At 65.9% G+C, this 16599-nt stretch carries 16 protein-coding genes; 10 read left to right on the top strand and 6 right to left on the bottom strand.

Translation table 11 applies throughout. From position 1 onward, the window contains the following. Positions 1-100 precede the first annotated feature (100 nt). From ACIGJB_RS24660 to paaX, 4 genes are all read right to left on the bottom strand, one after another. On the bottom strand, positions 101-292 hold the full coding sequence (locus ACIGJB_RS24660; protein ID WP_483732607.1) for a hypothetical protein: 192 nt from the start codon (positions 290-292) through the stop codon (positions 101-103). Between the two features lie 331 nt (positions 293-623). Continuing rightward, the gene (locus ACIGJB_RS24655) at positions 624-1979 is read right to left on the bottom strand and encodes an esterase-like activity of phytase family protein (RefSeq protein WP_483732606.1); all 1356 of its coding nucleotides are present in this window, start codon (positions 1977-1979) and stop codon (positions 624-626) included. Positions 1980-2106: 127 nt separating this feature from the next. Further along, positions 2107-2661 carry a YbhB/YbcL family Raf kinase inhibitor-like protein gene (locus ACIGJB_RS24650; RefSeq protein WP_483732605.1) on the bottom strand — a complete coding sequence of 185 codons (555 nt, stop codon included), beginning with the start codon at positions 2659-2661 and terminating at the stop codon, positions 2107-2109. 166 nt (positions 2662-2827) lie between these two features. Then, positions 2828-3772 carry a phenylacetic acid degradation operon negative regulatory protein PaaX gene (gene paaX / locus ACIGJB_RS24645; protein ID WP_483732604.1) on the bottom strand — a complete coding sequence of 315 codons (945 nt, stop codon included), beginning with the start codon at positions 3770-3772 and terminating at the stop codon, positions 2828-2830. Positions 3773-3888: 116 nt separating this feature from the next. Here paaX and paaA point away from each other — a divergent pair, with 116 nt between their 5' ends. The 10 genes from paaA (at position 3889) to ACIGJB_RS24595 (ending at position 13362) form a co-directional block, all read left to right on the top strand. After that, positions 3889-4872: a 1,2-phenylacetyl-CoA epoxidase subunit PaaA gene (gene paaA / locus ACIGJB_RS24640; RefSeq protein WP_483732603.1), complete on the top strand. Its 984-nt coding sequence runs from the start codon at positions 3889-3891 to the stop codon at positions 4870-4872. 57 nt (positions 4873-4929) lie between these two features. Next, on the top strand, positions 4930-5211 hold the full coding sequence (paaB, locus tag ACIGJB_RS24635; RefSeq protein WP_483732602.1) for a 1,2-phenylacetyl-CoA epoxidase subunit PaaB: 282 nt from the start codon (positions 4930-4932) through the stop codon (positions 5209-5211). A gap of 25 nt (positions 5212-5236) precedes the next feature. Beyond that, positions 5237-5989 (top strand): 1,2-phenylacetyl-CoA epoxidase subunit PaaC, encoded by a 753-nt coding sequence (paaC, locus tag ACIGJB_RS24630; RefSeq protein WP_483732601.1) that lies wholly within the window; start codon positions 5237-5239, stop codon positions 5987-5989. A 5-nt stretch (positions 5990-5994) separates the two neighbouring features. Further along, a complete protein-coding gene (gene paaD, locus ACIGJB_RS24625) occupies positions 5995-6510 on the top strand; it encodes a 1,2-phenylacetyl-CoA epoxidase subunit PaaD (RefSeq protein ID WP_483732600.1) in 516 nt (171 codons plus the stop codon). 24 nt (positions 6511-6534) lie between these two features. Further along, positions 6535-7611, top strand: coding sequence for a 1,2-phenylacetyl-CoA epoxidase subunit PaaE (gene paaE / locus ACIGJB_RS24620; protein ID WP_483732599.1), 1077 nt, complete (start codon positions 6535-6537; stop codon positions 7609-7611). Positions 7612-7673: 62 nt separating this feature from the next. Next, entirely contained in the window at positions 7674-9338 is a 1665-nt protein-coding gene (gene paaN / locus ACIGJB_RS24615; protein ID WP_483732598.1) for a phenylacetic acid degradation protein PaaN, read from the top strand. Between the two features lie 75 nt (positions 9339-9413). Next, complete coding sequence (paaK, locus tag ACIGJB_RS24610; protein WP_483732597.1) at positions 9414-10760, top strand: phenylacetate--CoA ligase PaaK; 1347 nt, start codon at positions 9414-9416, stop codon at positions 10758-10760. 108 nt (positions 10761-10868) lie between these two features. Beyond that, positions 10869-11177 carry a DUF485 domain-containing protein gene (locus ACIGJB_RS24605; protein WP_483732596.1) on the top strand — a complete coding sequence of 103 codons (309 nt, stop codon included), beginning with the start codon at positions 10869-10871 and terminating at the stop codon, positions 11175-11177. Continuing rightward, a complete protein-coding gene (locus tag ACIGJB_RS24600) occupies positions 11174-12838 on the top strand; it encodes a cation/acetate symporter (protein ID WP_483732595.1) in 1665 nt (554 codons plus the stop codon). Before ACIGJB_RS24605 ends, ACIGJB_RS24600 begins: the two co-directional genes overlap by 4 nt. Positions 12839-13029: 191 nt before the next feature. Further along, positions 13030-13362 carry a hypothetical protein gene (locus tag ACIGJB_RS24595; protein WP_483732594.1) on the top strand — a complete coding sequence of 111 codons (333 nt, stop codon included), beginning with the start codon at positions 13030-13032 and terminating at the stop codon, positions 13360-13362. A gap of 206 nt (positions 13363-13568) precedes the next feature. Here the strand turns inward: ACIGJB_RS24595 and ACIGJB_RS24590 are convergent, their stop codons facing one another. Both ACIGJB_RS24590 and phnN read right to left on the bottom strand, forming a co-directional pair. Continuing rightward, entirely contained in the window at positions 13569-14561 is a 993-nt protein-coding gene (locus tag ACIGJB_RS24590; RefSeq protein ID WP_483732593.1) for a tripartite tricarboxylate transporter substrate binding protein, read from the bottom strand. A 47-nt stretch (positions 14562-14608) separates the two neighbouring features. Next, a complete protein-coding gene (gene phnN, locus ACIGJB_RS24585) occupies positions 14609-16417 on the bottom strand; it encodes a phosphonate metabolism protein/1,5-bisphosphokinase (PRPP-forming) PhnN (RefSeq protein WP_483732592.1) in 1809 nt (602 codons plus the stop codon). Positions 16418-16599 lie beyond the last annotated feature (182 nt).

Below are 16599 nucleotides of genomic sequence, written 5' to 3'. Positions count from 1 at the left end.
ATAAACCTCCATTATTTCGGGGACGGTAGTTTTGGCGGAGTAGGCGTCGCAACATCCTGGGCAAGCAGGTGGATATCACCGGCGCCGGGCTGCTCAACGGCTACACCAGCCCGGACCAGCCGACGCCGCCGGCGACGGTGCCCAGGCAGGTGATTTCGCTGGGGCCGGCTCCGGTGCCGGCGGGGTCGCTGCCGCCGGGCAACCCGTCGGCAGACCCGACTCGGCCGTGGCAGTTCAATCCGGTGATCGTGACCACGCCCGGCACGCCGACGACGGGCGGGGCGAAGACCATCGACTGGCATTTCACGGCGAACCTGGGTGGCAATCCGCTGGAGGCGCCGGGTGCCAACACCGATCGCACCCAGTACCTGACGCTGACGCCGGCCACCTCGGTGCTGGCTGGCGTGACGCCGGACGCGCTGCTGTCGCAGCTGCCGGATACCCTCAAGCCGGGTGGCGTGACGTTCTACTACGACCCCTATACCGAAGACCAGAAGCTGCAGCACGCACGCACCGCTCTCTACCGCTGCATCGATCAACGCGATGGCTTCGCGGCGACCCAGGACATTGATCAATCCTCCCACGTCAGTGGGAGAGGGGTACAAACAGCCGCACTACGACCTTCACTTCGCCTTCAAAAACTCCCCCACCTCCAGCAACACCAGCTCGTTACCATCCGCACGATTCGGTTCACGGCTGCTGGAGAACGGCAGGTTGTTGTCATTGCCCACGACGATGTGCGTGGCATCCACCACGTCCACGTTCTCGATCGTGAAGAACGGGAACGCCAGCATGCCATCCGTCAGCGGCTTCCGTGCCAGATGGTTCGGGTCGGCCATACGCAGCAGGTCGATATAGCCGATCTTGCGCACCGGGGCGCCGGCGTTGGCATCGGTCAGCTCGATCTTGTAGACGCGCTTGAACTTCGCCACGTCATCGAAGCAGTCGGTGCGCTTCTGGCCCGCGGGGCAGGCTTTGTCGGGCGTGCCTTCGCCGTTGTCGCGCTCGATGATCAGGCCGGTGGTGGCGTCGATCATATTGAAATCGCCGATCGCATGATGGCCGGCCTCGAGCACGTATTTCCAGTGGCGTCCGGTCCAGGTGCGTTGCTTGACGTCGAATTCCAGCACGCGCAGATAGGGCTTGCCGTCTTCGGTTTCATAGCCGCGGCTGGCTTCGTTCCACAGCGCGCCTTCAAGCAGCGCGTACAGCTTGCTGCCATCCGGCGATGACGCCATGCCTTCGAAGCCCTTCGAACGGCGTACCTCGAACTTCACCGTGCCATCTGGCGCGCCCGGTGAGGTCAGGGCCGGATGGTCGGGGGAACGTACGACCTTGCCATCCACCTGCGTGTCGAACACCGCCAGCACCTTGCCGTTCAGGTCGGCCTGGATCAGGAACGGGCCGAACTCGTCGCCGATCCACAGCGAGCCGCCGGCGAACTGGAAGCTCTCGGTGTCGAAATCCGAACCGGTCAGGTAGCGTGCCCTGGTGCCCTCATGCACGATGCGGAACGGCACCTTCTTGTCCGGGTCGTGCAGGAACACGGTCTTCAGGCGCTGGAACCTGCCGCTCGCGAAATCGACCTTGTAGTGGTTCAGGTACAGCATGAAGTCCGGCGAGTTGACCTTGGCGCCCGCGCCGTTGTCGGTCAGCACCCAGAAGGTGCCATCCGCCATGCGCTTGATGCCGGAGTGGCCCTGCGCGGGCTGGCCGCGGAACGGCAGCGACACGCCGGTCGGCCGGCCGTTCGACTTGCCCTCTACGGTGCCGGGGGCATCTGCGCGTTGCGCGGTAGTGAACTTGCCGCTGAACTGCAGGTCGGCCGGCGCGTCCTTGGGCACCGCCAGGTAGCTCTGTGCCGGCAGCACGGCATGGCCGGCGAGCGTGGCGGGGTAGGCGGTCTGCGCCTGCAGCGACGGCGACAGCGCAAGGCAGGCCAGCGTGATGGCGCTGGCCAGGACGGTTTGACGGAACATCGGGCGGGCTCCTTGCTGGATTTGTCGTTCAGCGCGGCACCCGCCGCACTGGCAAAAGCGCCCATTTTGACCGTCGAGTTTGCCAAGTTTGTGATGCCGCCGCCCCTGGTGTTCGACCGTTCTGCTTCTATTTCCCGCCGTAGCGGCCCACCACGCTGGCGCCGCCGCGCGCATGCCCTTTCAGTGCTGCCATGAGCTCGTCACGCGTCAGGCCCGCGGGCAGCGCGCCTGGCTTCAGATCGGTCGCGACCACCGTCACGATGTAATGGTGCGGGACATCGCCAGGGGGCGGGCAAGGTCCCCGGTATGCGGCCTCGCCGGCAATGTTCTTGCCGACGGTGATGCCAGGGCCATCTTTCTGCCCCTCGCCCTGCTGGAGGTGGCCGCGGTCCGCCGCGATGTTGTAGGCGACCCAGTGCGAAACCCCCAGGCCCATCGCGCCATCGGGGTCGAACATGAAGATCGCCACGGAGCGCGTGCCTGGCGGCAATCCGGACCACGCGATCGGGGGCGATACGCCCTGGCCGCCGCAGTCTGGCTGGCCGCCACCATGTGCCGCGGGAATGACGGCGTTTTCGGAGAACGCGCTCGATGACACGGTCATCGGTGCTGCGCTGGCGATCGATGCGTACGCCAGACAGAGTGCCGCCGAGGCAGAAAACAGTATTGGCTTTGCTTTCATGGAAGGATCCTGTTCGAGGTTGCGGGGTCAAGCTGGGTGAAGCTGGACGACTGCCCCTGATTCCACGGTAGGTCGGAATCCTGGGGATGCCTAGCCTCCGGCAACCCGGCTACGGCATGGGCGACCGTGAAGGGATCGCGCCAGGCAGTGACGCGCAAGCCTGCCGCTAGCGGGCGGCCTCGGCATGGCTGCCCGCGCCAAAGCGCTTGCGCAGCGCGCGATTCGCGTTGACGAGGTGGCCTTCGGACACTTCGACCACGTCGCGCAGGTAGTCTTCGCTGGCGTCGAGCAGGGCCGCGTACATAGCGCGGCACAGGTCGCGCGCGGTGCGGCCCGGCCAGTCCGCGGGCAGCAGTTGCTCCGGCAGGTTCGGGTCGCGCAACAGCACGCGGCGGTATTCGTGCAGCAGCAGCGTGCGCACGAAAAACGCGTCCGCCGGCGCCATGTCGTGTGCGTCGGCCAGCACCGGCGAGAAGCGGCGCAGCAGCGCCTGCCACGCGGACGCCACGTCGCCAAGCTTGAAGGTCTGGTGCATCAGCGTCTGCAGCGGGCGGATCGAGAATGCCTCGAGGCTGGTCGCTTCCATGACGGCAACGAAGTCCTGCGCCTGCGCGGCACGGATGATCTCGCGCAGCGAGCCCGCATCGGCATTCGGATGCGCATACACGCCAGGCGCAATCGCGCCAAAGCCCTCCCACAGCAGTTCGCGCTTGAGCCGCTGGCGGATCGTCGCACGCGCGTCGCCGCGCACCAGCGCCAGCGTCCAGCGGCCGTCCCAGTCGGGCGCATCGCCGGCATAGATGCGCTTGCCGGCATGAACGCAGCGCTGCAAGCCGGCCTCCGACAAGCCGTAGTAGCTGCGCCGCCCGATCCGCGTGGCATCGAGCCAGTCATCCGCCGTCAGCCGGAACGTCGCGGTGCGCACCAGCCGGTCATTGATGCCGAATGGCGCGGCCAGGCGGATCAGGCTGCCCAGCCATATCGCCTGCGGCCGTGGCGCCACCACGTCGCCGAACAGCGTCACCAGCATGGAATTGGCGCCAAGCTTGAGCCCACGCGCGAGCCGCGCAACTTGCGGCGAAACGGGATCCATCTCCGGTCGGGTGGTCATGCGCGCACCTTTAAGTGATACACAAACGGCGATTGTTTGAATCAAATTGTATCACTATGATCCACTGCAACCGAATGATTTGACGCAGGTCAAGACCCTACAGATCGGAGTACGGCATGTACGCACAGTTGGTGGAAACCGGGGCAACCAGGCTCCGCGCGATGGAAGAGATGGACCCGCAGGAACGCGAGTTCCAGGCGCGCGTGGACGCCGGCATCAAGATCGAAGCCAAGGACTGGATGCCCGAGGCTTACCGCAAGACCCTGATTCGCCAGATCTCGCAGCACGCGCATTCCGAGATCGTCGGCCAGCTGCCGGAAGGCAACTGGGTCACGCGTGCCCCGACGCTGGAACGCAAGGCCGTGCTGCTGGCCAAGATCCAGGATGAAGCGGGCCACGGCCTCTACCTGTACAGCGCCGCCGAAACGCTGGGCGTCTCGCGCGACGAACTGCTGGGCGACCTTCATTCCGGCAAGGCGAAGTACTCGAGCATCTTCAACTACCCCACGCTGAGCTGGGCCGATATCGGCGCGATCGGCTGGCTGGTCGATGGCTCGGCCATCATCAACCAGGTGCCGCTGTGCCGCTGCTCGTTCGGCCCCTATGCCCGCGCCATGGTGCGCGTGTGCAAGGAAGAGTCGTTCCACCAGCGCCAGGGCTACGACATCCTGCTCAAGCTGTGCCAGGGCACGCCCGAGCAGAAGCAGATGGCGCAGGACGCGCTGAACCGCTGGTGGTGGCCGGCGCTGATGATGTTCGGCCCATCCGATGCCGATTCGCCTAACAGCGCGCAATCGATGCAATGGCGCATCAAGCTGTTCTCCAATGACGAGTTGCGCCAGAAGATGGTCGACCAGACCGTGCCGCAAGCCGAGCACCTGGGCCTGACCGTTCCCGATCCGGACCTGAAGTGGAACGAGGAGCGCGGCCACTACGATTTCGGCGCGATCGACTGGGACGAGTTCTACAACGTCGTGCGCGGCAACGGCCCGTGCAACCGCGATCGCCTGCGCACGCGCGTCAAGGCGTGGGACGACGGCGCCTGGTTCCGCGAAGCGCTGATGGCGCACGCCGACAAGCAAGAGCGCGCCGCCGCCTGAGCATTCCGGCGCGCAGCAGCGTCGCCGACAACCCCGCAATCTGACAGGAGAGTTGCCATGAAAGAGTGGCCGCTTTGGGAGATCTTTATCCGCAGCCAGCACGGCCTGGCCCACAAGCACGTGGGCAGCCTGCACGCGCCGGACGGCGAAATGGCGATCAACCATGCGCGTGACGTCTACACGCGCCGCAACGAAGGCGTGAGCGTCTGGGTGGTGAAGGCCGCCGACGTGGTCGCCAGCAGCCCCGGCGACAAGGGCCCGCTGTTCGAGCCCGCCAACAGCAAGGTCTACCGTCACCCCACCTTCTTCCCGATGCCGGAAGAGGTCGGGCACATCTGATTTCCAGGCGCGAGGACGCATCACCATGGACCCACACAAGTTCGAATACCTGCAGCGCCTGGGCGATACCACGCTGGTGCTCGGCCAGCGCCTGTCGGAATGGTGCGGCCGCGGCCCCGCGCTGGAAGAGGACATCGCGCTTACCAACGTGGCGCTGGACCTGATCGGACAGACCCGCCTGTGGCTCGGCTACGCCGCCGAAGTCGAAGGCGCGGGCCGCAGCGCCGACCAGCTTGCCTACCTGCGCGACGCCCACCAGTTCCGCAACCTGCTGCTGGTCGAGCAGCCCAACGGCAGCTACGCCGATACGCTGGCGCGGCAGTTCCTGTTCGATACGTGGCACTACTTCCTGCTCGAACGGCTGCAGCATTCGACCGACGCGCGCATTGCGGAGATCGCCGCCAAGTCGCTGAAGGAAGTGACCTACCACGTGCGCCGCAGTGCCGACCTGGTGGTGCGCCTGGGCGATGGCACAGAAGAGAGCCATCGCCGCATGCAGGACGCCATCGACGACCTGTGGATGTTCACCGGCGAGCTGTTCGAGTCGGACGCAGCCGATGCCGCGCTAGTCGCGCAGGGCATTGCGGTGGACCTGGCCACGCTGGCCCAACCTTGGTACCGGCATGTGAGCGAGGTATTGGAAGAAGCCACGCTGCGCGTCCCGGCAGGCGGATGGTCGCAGACCGGTGGCCGCCACGGCCGCCATACCGAACACCTCGGCTACCTGCTGGCTGAAATGCAATTCCTGCAGCGCGCCTATCCCGGCGCGCAGTGGTGAGCGCCATGACCGCGCAAGTGCTGGAACGCGCCAGCGTGGCGCAGGTTTGGGACTGGCTGGAACAGGTGCCGGACCCGGAGATCCCCGTGATCTCCGTGGTGGACTTGGGCATCGTCCGCGACGTGGCATGGATCGACGAGACCTGCGTGATCACCATCACGCCGACTTACTCGGGTTGCCCGGCCATGACGGTGATCCGCGACGATATCGAGCGCGTGCTGGCCGCACAGGGCGTCGGCCACGTTCGCGTGCAGACGCGCCTGGCACCGGCCTGGACCACTGACTGGATGAGCGCGCGGGGCAAGGCCAGCCTGTCCGGCTACGGCATTGCGCCGCCTGCACAGCAGGTGGTCGATATCAGCGGTATCAGCCGCAAGGCTTCGCCGGCGCTGGTAGTGGCGTGCCCGCACTGCGGCTCGCGCCACACGCGCCTGGTCAGCCAGTTCGGTTCGACTGCCTGCAAGGCCCTGTACCGCTGCGGCGATTGCAAGGAACCGTTCGACTACTTCAAGGCCCATTGAGCCGCATTGAGCCAGGAGCCCGAAATGAGCAAATTCCATGAACTGACCGTCGCCAGCGTGACGCGCGAAACGCGCGATGCCGTGGCGGTAACTTTCGACGTGCCGGGCGATCTGGCCGATACCTACCGCTACGTGCAGGGCCAGCACCTGACGCTGCGCGCCGGCATCGGCGGCGAGGACGTGCGCCGCTCGTACTCGATCTGCTCCGCCGTCCAAGACCGGCGCCTGCGCGTGGCCATCAAGCGCGTGGACGGCGGCGTGTTCTCCAACTGGGCCAACGATGCGCTGCAACCCGGCATGACGCTGGAAGTCATGCCGCCGTCCGGTCATTTCCACATGCCGCTGTCGGCAACGCACAGCAAGCACTACGTGGGCTTCGCCGCGGGCAGCGGCATCACGCCGATGCTGTCGATCATCAAGACCACGCTGATGACCGAGCCGGACAGCCGCGTCACGCTGTTCTACGGCAACCGTGCATCGTCCTCGGTGCTGTTCAAGGAAGAACTCGAAGACCTGAAGGACAGCTACCTGGAACGCTTCAACCTGGTCTTCGTGCTGAGCCGCGAGCAGCTCGATATCGACCTGTTCAACGGCCGCATCGATGGCGACAAGGTCCGCGCGCTGCTGCGCCACTGGGTGCGCCCGCACGACATCGACGTGGCCTTTATCTGCGGCCCGCACGCCATGATGGAAGAGGTCTCGCTGGCGCTGCAGGAAAGCGGCGTGGACAAGGCGCGCATCAAGCGTGAGCTGTTCGCCACCAGCATTCCCGCGGCGCGCCCGGCAGCCCATGCGCACAAGCAGGTGGGCCAGCAGCAGTGCGAGGTCACCGTGATCCAGGACGGCCGCACGCGCCAGTTCACGCTGGAGAAGAACAAGGAGACCATCCTCGACGCCGCGCTGGCGCAGGGCATCGAACTGCCGTACTCGTGCAAGGGCGGCGTCTGCTCGACCTGCCGCTGCAAGCGCATCGAAGGCGAGGTCGACATGGACGTCAACTTCGCGCTCGAAGACTACGAAGTCGCGCGCGGCTTCATCCTGAGCTGCCAGAGCTACCCCGTCACCGACAAGCTGGTGATCGATTTCGACCAGGAAACTTGAAGCGTTTCCCCGTTTTCAGTCCTTACTCAAGTCATTCAAGAACCTGTTTTCCGGAGCAAGCCGTGTCCCATCCGTTTTTCACGCGTCACCAGGCCCTGCTGGACCAAGCCACCCAGGCGATTGCCGAGCGCGGCTACTGGAGCCCGTTTTCCGAATCGCCCAGCCCGAAGGCTTATGGCGAAACCGCCAACGCTGACGGCAAGGCCGCCTTCGAGGCGCGGCTGAACAAGCCGTTCGCGCTGACGCAGCCGGGCACGGTCGGACAGACCGGCAAGGAAGTCTCGCCGTACGGCTCGGAACTCGGGGTCACCTATCCCAAGCCCGACCTCGACCAGCTTTTCGCGGGCGTGGCGGAAGGCATGCCCGCGTGGCGCAAGGCCGGGCCGGAGGCGTGGGTCGGCGTGTCGCTGGAGATCCTGCACCGCCTGAACCGCCGCAGCTTCGAGATCGCGTACTCGGTCATGCACACCACCGGCCAGGCCTTCATGATGGCGTTCCAGGCCGGCGGCCCGCACGCGCAGGACCGCGGCCTGGAAGCCGTGGCCTATGCGTGGGACGAGATGCGCCGCATCCCGAAGCGTGCCGTGTGGGAAAAGCCGCAAGGCAAGAACGACCCGCTGCGCATGGTGAAGCAGTACACCGTGGTGCCGCGCGGCGTGGGCCTGGTGATCGGCTGCTGCACCTTCCCGACCTGGAACGGCTATCCGGGCCTGTTCGCAAGCCTGGCCACCGGCAATGCCGTGGTGGTCAAGCCGCATCCGGGCGCCATCCTGCCGCTGGCCATCACCGTGGAAGTGGCGCGTGAAGTGCTGCAGGAAGCGGGCTTCGATCCGAACCTTGTCACGCTGGTGGCCAACGACCCGACCGAGCGCATGGCGTCGACGCTGGCGCTGCGCCCGGAAGTCCGCCTGATCGACTTCACCGGCAGTACCGCCAACGGCGACTGGCTGGAGCGCAATGCGCACCAGGCGCAGGTGTACACCGAGAAGGCCGGCGTGAACCAGATCGTCATCGACTCGACCAGCGATTTCAAGGGCATGGTGCGCAATATCGCGTTCTCGCTGGCGCTGTACTCGGGCCAGATGTGCACGGCGCCGCAGAATATCTATGTGCCGAAGGATGGCATCGAGACGCCGGAAGGGCGCCTGAGCTTCGACCAGGTGGCCAGCGCCATCGGCGAAGCCGTGGGCAAGCTCACGGGCGACGCCGCCAGGGCGGTGGAACTGCTGGGCGCGATCCAGAATGACGGCGTGGTGCAACGTATCGAGGCGTCGCGCACGCTGGGCGAAGTCGTCATCGACAGCCGCGCGCTGCAGCATCCGGAATTTCCGGGCGCCCGCATCCATACGCCGCTGGTGCTAAAGGTCGATGCCAGCGATGAAGGCAAGATTATGCAAGAACTGTTCGGCCCGATCTCTTTCGTAGTCGCCACCAACGACACCACGCACAGCATTGACGTGGCGCGCCGCGGCGCGAAGGAGCATGGCGCGCTGACGCTGTCCGCGTACACCACCGACGATAACGTGGCCGATGCCATCCGCGACGCGGCCGAAGATGCCGGCGTGGCGCTGTCGCTCAACCTGACCGGCGGCGTGTTCGTCAACCAGTCGGCGGCGTTCAGCGATTTCCACGCTACCGGCGCCAACCCGGCCGCCAACGCGTCGCTGTCCGACGCGGCGTTCGTGGCCAACCGCTTCCGCGTGGTGCAGAGCCGCTCGCATATCTGATCCCTGCACGAAGTACCGTAGTTCCCCGCGCCTGCCCCCCATGCATGCGGCGCCACGATAACGATGGAGTAGACAATGGTTCAACGCACCCCCCACCCCGACGAGCTGGAGCCGATCGAGCGCGCCAGCCGCGATGAACTGCAGGCGCTGCAACTGGAACGGCTGAAATGGAGCGTGCGCCATGCCTATGACAACGTGCCGCACTACCGCAAGGCATTCGATGCGGCGGGCGTGCATCCGGACGACCTGAAGCAGCTGTCGGACCTGTCGAAGTTCCCGTTCCTGGCCAAGCAGGATTTGCGCGACAACTACCCGTTCGGCATGTTCGCCGTGCCGCGCGAGAAGGTGGCGCGCGTGCATGCATCGAGCGGGACGACCGGCAAGCCGACTGTGGTGGGCTACACCGCGCGCGACATCGACACGTGGGCCAGTGTGGTGGCGCGGTCCATCCGTGCGGCGGGCGGGCGCGCGGGCGACCTGGTCCACGTCAGCTACGGCTATGGCCTGTTCACGGGCGGGCTGGGGGCACACTACGGCGCCGAGAAGGCCGGCTGCACGGTGATCCCGATGTCCGGCGGACAGACCGAGAAACAGGTACAGCTGATCCGCGAGTTCCAGCCGAACATCATCATGGTCACGCCGTCTTATATGCTGAACCTGATTGAAGAAATGATGCGACAGGGCATGGATCCCGCTGAAAGCTCGCTGAAGGTCGGCATCTTCGGCGCTGAGCCGTGGACTGACGCGATGCGCGCCGAGATCGAGGCGCGTGCCGGCATCGATGCGGTGGATATCTACGGCTTGTCCGAAGTCATGGGTCCGGGTGTGGCGTGCGAATGCATCGAAAGCAAGGATGGCCCGGTCATCTGGGAAGACCATTTCTACGCGGAGATCATCGACCCGGTCACCGGTGAGGTGCTGCCTGACGGCGAGGAGGGCGAGCTGGTGTTCACCTCGCTGACCAAGGAAGCGCTGCCGGTTATCCGCTACCGCACGCGCGACCTGACGCGCCTGCTGCCGCCGACGTCGCGCTCGATGCGCCGCATCGGCAAGATCACGGGGCGTTCGGACGACATGCTGATCATCCGTGGCGTGAACGTGTTTCCGTCGCAGATCGAGGAACTGATCCTGAAGGCGCCGGCACTGGCGCCGCAGTACCAGCTCGTGGTCACGCGCGACGGGCACCTTGACAAGCTCGAAGTGCGTGTTGAAGCGCGCCCGCAGGCCGGCGGCCTGGGCAGCGATGATCGCGCGACGCTGGAGCGCGAACTCAAGGACCAGATCAAGACCTACGTGGGCGTGACCACGCGCGTGCAGGTGGTGGATGCCGAGGGCATCGAGCGCACCAGTACGGGCAAGGCGCGGCGCGTACTGGACATGCGGCCGAAGGTTACGCACGAGCAGCCGGTCGGGGCGATCTGACAATCAGGGCTGGCAAGCACTGCCGGTCCGACATCCCAATTTGATCTGACAACGACGATGGCGCACGCCAAGAGGCGCCACGCCGACCCTCGCGCCAAAGGAGACCGCATGGACGCACAACGACTGGAGACCCTCCAGCAGCACCCCGACTTTATCCAGCTGGCCAGCAGGCGGGCACGCCTGGGCTGGTCGCTTACGGTGGTGATGCTGGCCATCTATTTCGGCTTCATCCTGCTGCTGGCCTTTTTGCCGGCAACGCTCGGCACGCCGCTTGGCGGCGGCGTCATGACGCTCGGCATCCCGGTCGGCGTGGGCATCATCGTCGCGGCCATCGTGCTCACGGCGGTCTATGTCCGCAAGGCCAACACCGAACTCGACCCGATCAACGAACGCCTGCGCAAGGAGTGCGAAGCATGAAGCCGATCCTCCGCAAACTGTCCATGGTCGCTATGGGCCTGGCCAGCAGCGCAGCGCTGGCCGCTCCGGCCATCCAGGGCGAAGTCACGCGCCGGCCACTGAACTGGAGCGCCATCGCGATGTTCACGCTGTTCGTGCTGTTCACGCTCGGCATCACGCGCTGGGCGGCGCGCCGCACGCGTTCGGCATCGGACTTCTATGCTGCCGGTGGTGGTCTGACCGGCTTCCAGAACGGTCTGGCGATTGCCGGCGACATGGTCTCGGCCGCATCGTTTCTCGGCATCTCGGCGATGATGTTCGACAAGGGCTACGACGGGCTGATCTATGCGCTCGGCGTGGTCGCCGGCTGGCCGATCATCCTGTTTATCGTCGCCGAGCGGCTGCGCAACCTGGGCCGCTATACCTTCGCCGACGTGGTGTCCTACCGGCTGTCGCAGAAGCCCGTGCGCATCACGGCCGCATTCGGCACGCTGACCGTCGTGATCATGTATCTGGTCGCGCAGATGGTCGGCGCCGGCAAGCTGATCGAACTGCTGTTCGGCACCAGCTATGAATCGGCCGTGGTCATCGTCGGCCTGCTGATGGTGCTGTACGTGCTGTTCGGCGGCATGCTGGCGACCACATGGGTCCAGATCATCAAGGCCGTGCTGCTGCTGGGCGGGGTCACGTTCATGGCGGTCATGGTTCTGTCCAATTTCGGCTACAGCCCGGAAGCGATGTTCGCGGGGGCCGCGAAGGTGCATGAGAAGGGCCTGGCCATCCTGTCGCCGGGCGGTCTGGTATCCAACCCGATCGATGCCATTTCGCTTGGCGTCGGCATGATGTTCGGCACGGCGGGCCTGCCACACATCCTGATGCGTTTCTTCACCGTGGCGGATGCGCGGGAAGCGCGCAAGTCCGTCCTGTATGCGACCGGCTTCATCGGCTACTTCTACGTGCTGATCCTGGTAGTTGGCTTTGGTGCCATCGTCATGGTCGGTGGCGATCCGGCGTACCGCGATGCGGCGGGCAAGCTGATTGGCGGCAGCAACATGGTGGCGGTGCATCTCGCCCATGCCATCGGCGGGGACTGGTTCCTCGGTTTTATCTCGGCCGTGGCGTTCGCAACCATTCTCGCCGTGGTGGCAGGCCTGGCGCTGTCGGGCGCGTCGGCGGTGTCGCACGACCTGTACGCCAATGTGTTCCGGCAAGGGCGTGCCAACGAGAAGGACGAGATCCGTGTCTCGAAGGCGGCCACCGTCGTGATCGGGCTGCTGGCGATGGTGCTGGGCGTGCTGTTCGAGAAGCAGAACATCGCGTTCCTGTCCGGGTTGGTGCTGGCAATTGCCGCTTCGGTCAACTTCCCGGTGCTGTTCCTGTCGATGTTCTGGAAAGGACTGACTACCAAGGGCGCAGTAGCGGGCAGTCTCGCAGGGCTGGCGTCTGCGGTGGCACTGCTGGTGCTGGGGCCCACGGTGTGGGTGGGCCTGCTGCACCATGACAAGCCGGTCTTCCCATATGCCAACCCTGCGTTGTTCTCCATGACGCTGGCATTTGCTTGCGCATGGCTGGTGTCGGTGCTGGACAAGTCGGCGCAGGCTGCGGCGGAACGCCGTCGCTTTGGGGCGCAGTTTGTGCGGTCGATGACCGGGATTGGAGCGGCGGGGGCGTCACAGCATTAAGCGGAAGGGGCGTACGCACGTGCCAGCAACGCGCTGGCACGAACTGCAAAGTGGCTGGCGCGCTTTGCATGGCCGGGAATGCTGCACGCGTTAGTCTTGTCACTGGAGACTGGCCGCGGCAAGTCAGGGCGGCGGCTAAATTGCCTGTGCCCACGGCGCGGCAAACCGATGATTCAGACGGAGGACGCCCCATGACCTATTCGATTTCCCGTGCCGACCTGGACACCATCACCGATTCGGAACTGGCTCGCAGCACCACGAAGCTCCTGCCGCAGTGGACGGATATCCCCGCGGAATTCCGTGATGGCAACGTCTACACGCGGATGGCGGAAGCGCGGCTGCTCGACTATCCGATGCCGGACGTTTCGATTTCATTCCTTCCCGGCTTTCAGGATGAAGGGGCTTGCAAGGCGATTGACCGCTGCCTCGACGCGCACCTGAAAGCCTTTGCGCCGCGGCACGAGCACCGGATTGCCGGTGTCGGCTACATGCTGTCGAAGATCTGCAGGATCACGGCCGCCTGATTGCCGAAGGCAGTGCAAGCGGCCGCTGCGCAGTGGCCGCTCAGAACTTGTGCCGGATGCCCGCGACCGCGCCGAACTGGTTCGTGCCGGCAGCCCCGGCGGCAGGACGAACGCATTCCCACGAGGGCTGGCGGGCGCCCGTGCGGCAACGAAGGTATTCGGGAGGGGAGGTGCCTGATGGCGTCGGGTCGACGCCCCAGGCGGTGTCAGTCGAGGTTCAGGTTGATCTTCGACACCAGCTTTTGCCAGCGATCGATGTCGCTGTTCACCAGCTTCTGGAATTCGGCAGGGGTACTGGTCGTGGCCGCGAAGCCGAGCTGCGCCAGCGATGCCTTGATCTCGGGCTTGGCCACGGCGCGCGCAATCTCCGCGTTCAGCTTTTGCACGACTTCGGGCGGCGTGTTCGCGGGCGCCAGAATGCCGAACCACTGGTCCACGTCATAGCCGGCCACGCCAAGTTCGCTGACCGTGGGCACCTCAGGCAGTAGCGGCGAGCGGACCTTTGACGTGACGGCGAGCGCGCGCAGCTTGTTGCTCTTGAGATAGGGAACGGTGTTGGGCAGCGTGTTGATGCTGACCTGCGCCTGTCCGCCCAGCACGTCGGCGATGGCCGGCGCGCAACCCTTGTAGGGCACGTGCAGCATGTCGATCTTCGACGACATCTTGAGCAGCTCGCCAGCCAGGTGCTGCGGCGTGCCGTTGCCGCATGACGCATAGCTTGGCGGCGTGGCGCCCTTGCCGGCGGCCAGCAGGTCCTTGAAGGTGTGGATGCCGGAATTCTGCGGGACCGCGATGACCGACGGGACCGACGCAAAGGTGATGACCGCGCTGAAGTCGTTCTTCGGGTCGAACTGCAGCTTCTTGAAGACACCGGGGTTGATGGCAAAGCTGCTGTTGACGATCAGCAGCGTGTAGCCATCGGCGGGGCTCTTGGCGACAAACTCGGCGCCGATGTTGCCGCTGGCGCCAGGCCGGTTGTCGACCACAACGGGTTGTCCTAGGGTCTTGCTGAGGTCGTTGCCGATCAGCCGCGCCAGCGCATCCGTGCCGCCGCCGGGCGGGAAGGTGACGACCATGCGGATCGGCTTCTGCGGAAACGTGCTGGCGATATTGGCTTCGGCCCGCCCGGGCAGGGTGCCCAGGCTGCCCGCGACAAACAGCAGCGATGCCAGACTACGGACGACGGATAGGGGTCTCATTGGTATATATGCCTCGTCGGCTAGGGTGGGGGAAAGGGATGGCCAGGTCAATCGGGATCAACGCGCACTGCGCCCGGGCATTCGCCGGCGGGCCGCGTCAGGGCGACGGCCGCGGCGAGCGCTTCGGCGCTCTCGGCATGGATGCGGTACAGCGGTTCGCCCGCCATGACGGATTCGCCGATCGTGCACAGCAGGTCTATGCCCGCACCCAGGTAGCGCGGCGCGCCCGCCGCCCGCGCAATGCCCGAGATCTGCCAGCCATTGATGGCGCCGACACGGCCGGATGCCGGCGCGATGGCGAGATGGGTATGCGAACCCGGCGCCACCGGATCGGGGCGGATGCCCTGCGCGGCGGCAATCCGGTCGAACGCGGCCCTGGCATTGCCGTCGTCGAGCAGCGCCGTGGCAATGCGCAGGCCTTGCGCCGGGGATTCCACCCGCGGATCGAAGGCGATGATCTCGCCCGCGAAGCGCAAGGCCTTTTCGCGCAGGTCAGCAGGGGCGTCGGGGTGGTTATCGAGGACCAGCCGGACGTCGCGGACTTCCAGCGCAGGCCCGATGCCGCGGCCGATCGGCCGGCTGCCGTCCGTGACGCACGCGCGAATGTGCAGGCCCAGCCCCTTGCCAACTTCATCGAACAGTGACGCGAGCGCCTCGGCATCGGCGCGCGTGGACAGCTTGGTCTGGGGACCATAGGGAATATCGACGATGACGTGGGTGGCGCCGGCGGTGGCCTTCTTCGACAGGATGGAGGCCACGGCCCAGCGGCGCGAATCGAGCCCGAGCGGGCGTGTGATGGCGTTCATGACGTCGTCGATGACCGAATGGTTCATGCGGCCGTTCCAGGCGATGCACGCGCGCGCCTCGGCCACGCAGCGGCGCACGTCGTCATGGGTCAGGTCCACGCGCGCGATGGTCTCCATGGCATCGGCCGTGCCGGCCGCCGACGTGATCGCGCGCGAGGAAGTTTTCGGCATCGCCAGCCCGTAGGCGGCGACGATCGGCACCACGATCAGCGTGATGCGGCTGCCCGGTACGCCGCCCATGGAATGCTTGTCCACGACGATCGGCTCGTCCCATTCGATGTGCGGGGTAAAGCGGGTGCGCGCGCGGGCCAGCGCGACCACCTCGCCGTCGTCGAGCGAGCGCGTGGCGGCGGTCAGGAAGGCCGTGAGTTCCTGCTCGGTGTAGCGGCCCGCAATCGCATCGCGCAGGATGGCTTCGTAGGCGGCTTCATCCAGCGGCCGGCCGTCCAGCTTGGCGGCCAGGTGGCGCCGGCTTGCCGGGTGGGCGGCGGCATCGGCATGGATGCCATGCTTCAGGGCATCGGTGAAACGCGCCACGCCGAGATCCAGCGTGCTGTCGTTCGAGACCGTGACGCAGCGGACCCCATCGGGCATCGGCGGCGCCTGGCGCGACACGCGACGCAGCACGTCATCGCCCGATTCGCGCCCGCGCGCGGCGATCCGCTGCGCCAGCACCTCGTGCGGCGCGGTCACGTTGACTACGACGAAGCGCGGCAGCTGCCGCGCCAGCATGGCAATCACGCCGCGCGAGCCGTTGGCGACGACGTGTTTGCCGGCCTCGAGCAGTCCGACCAGCCACTGCGGCAGCCCGTAGCGGAGCCCGTGCGCGTTCCAGGTCACAAGGAACTCGCCGTTGCGTTCGCGTTCGGTGAACTCGTCCTCGGCCACACCCTCATGGTCTTCACCGGGCGATCCGCTCGGACGCGTGATGACCCGCCGCGCAAACACGTACTCGCTGTGGTCGAGCGCGGCGCGCGCACCATCGATGAGGGAATCCTTGCCTGCGCCGCTGGGGCCCACCACAAGGAAGAACGTGCCGGTCTCTTTCATAATTACCTTAGACGTCGAAGATGTTTTCGTATGCTAGCACTGGACCGGAGGCTGTCAAGATAAGTTCGATGTCTAAGTTAATGCAAGCAGCGGGCCAGCTCCCGCAAACCGAGTGTGTGCGCGGTATTTGCGGCCTTCTAGGGGAAAACACCGGGATCGGTATGCGCGCTGGCAGTGCGGCA

It is taken from the genome of Cupriavidus sp. C2SS-8b, from assembly GCF_057073745.1.
The sequence above is the reverse complement of the archived record's forward strand: the minus strand, read 5'-3'. Positions and strand labels throughout refer to the sequence as shown.

Coding starts and splice junctions, on each gene's coding strand:
- paaX (WP_483732604.1), bottom strand. CDS start 3,772: ATGACCACCCGACCGGAGATGGATCCCGTTTCGCCGCAAGTTGCGCGG.
- ACIGJB_RS24595 (WP_483732594.1), top strand. CDS start 13,030: ATGACCTATTCGATTTCCCGTGCCGACCTGGACACCATCACCGATTCG.
- paaE (WP_483732599.1), top strand. CDS start 6,535: ATGAGCAAATTCCATGAACTGACCGTCGCCAGCGTGACGCGCGAAACG.
- ACIGJB_RS24590 (WP_483732593.1), bottom strand. CDS start 14,561: ATGAGACCCCTATCCGTCGTCCGTAGTCTGGCATCGCTGCTGTTTGTC.
- ACIGJB_RS24605 (WP_483732596.1), top strand. CDS start 10,869: ATGGACGCACAACGACTGGAGACCCTCCAGCAGCACCCCGACTTTATC.
- ACIGJB_RS24655 (WP_483732606.1), bottom strand. CDS start 1,979: ATGTTCCGTCAAACCGTCCTGGCCAGCGCCATCACGCTGGCCTGCCTT.
- ACIGJB_RS24650 (WP_483732605.1), bottom strand. CDS start 2,661: ATGAAAGCAAAGCCAATACTGTTTTCTGCCTCGGCGGCACTCTGTCTG.
- phnN (WP_483732592.1), bottom strand. CDS start 16,417: ATGAAAGAGACCGGCACGTTCTTCCTTGTGGTGGGCCCCAGCGGCGCA.
- paaA (WP_483732603.1), top strand. CDS start 3,889: ATGTACGCACAGTTGGTGGAAACCGGGGCAACCAGGCTCCGCGCGATG.
- ACIGJB_RS24600 (WP_483732595.1), top strand. CDS start 11,174: ATGAAGCCGATCCTCCGCAAACTGTCCATGGTCGCTATGGGCCTGGCC.
- paaD (WP_483732600.1), top strand. CDS start 5,995: ATGACCGCGCAAGTGCTGGAACGCGCCAGCGTGGCGCAGGTTTGGGAC.
- ACIGJB_RS24660 (WP_483732607.1), bottom strand. CDS start 292: ATGGTCTTCGCCCCGCCCGTCGTCGGCGTGCCGGGCGTGGTCACGATC.
- paaB (WP_483732602.1), top strand. CDS start 4,930: ATGAAAGAGTGGCCGCTTTGGGAGATCTTTATCCGCAGCCAGCACGGC.
- paaK (WP_483732597.1), top strand. CDS start 9,414: ATGGTTCAACGCACCCCCCACCCCGACGAGCTGGAGCCGATCGAGCGC.
- paaC (WP_483732601.1), top strand. CDS start 5,237: ATGGACCCACACAAGTTCGAATACCTGCAGCGCCTGGGCGATACCACG.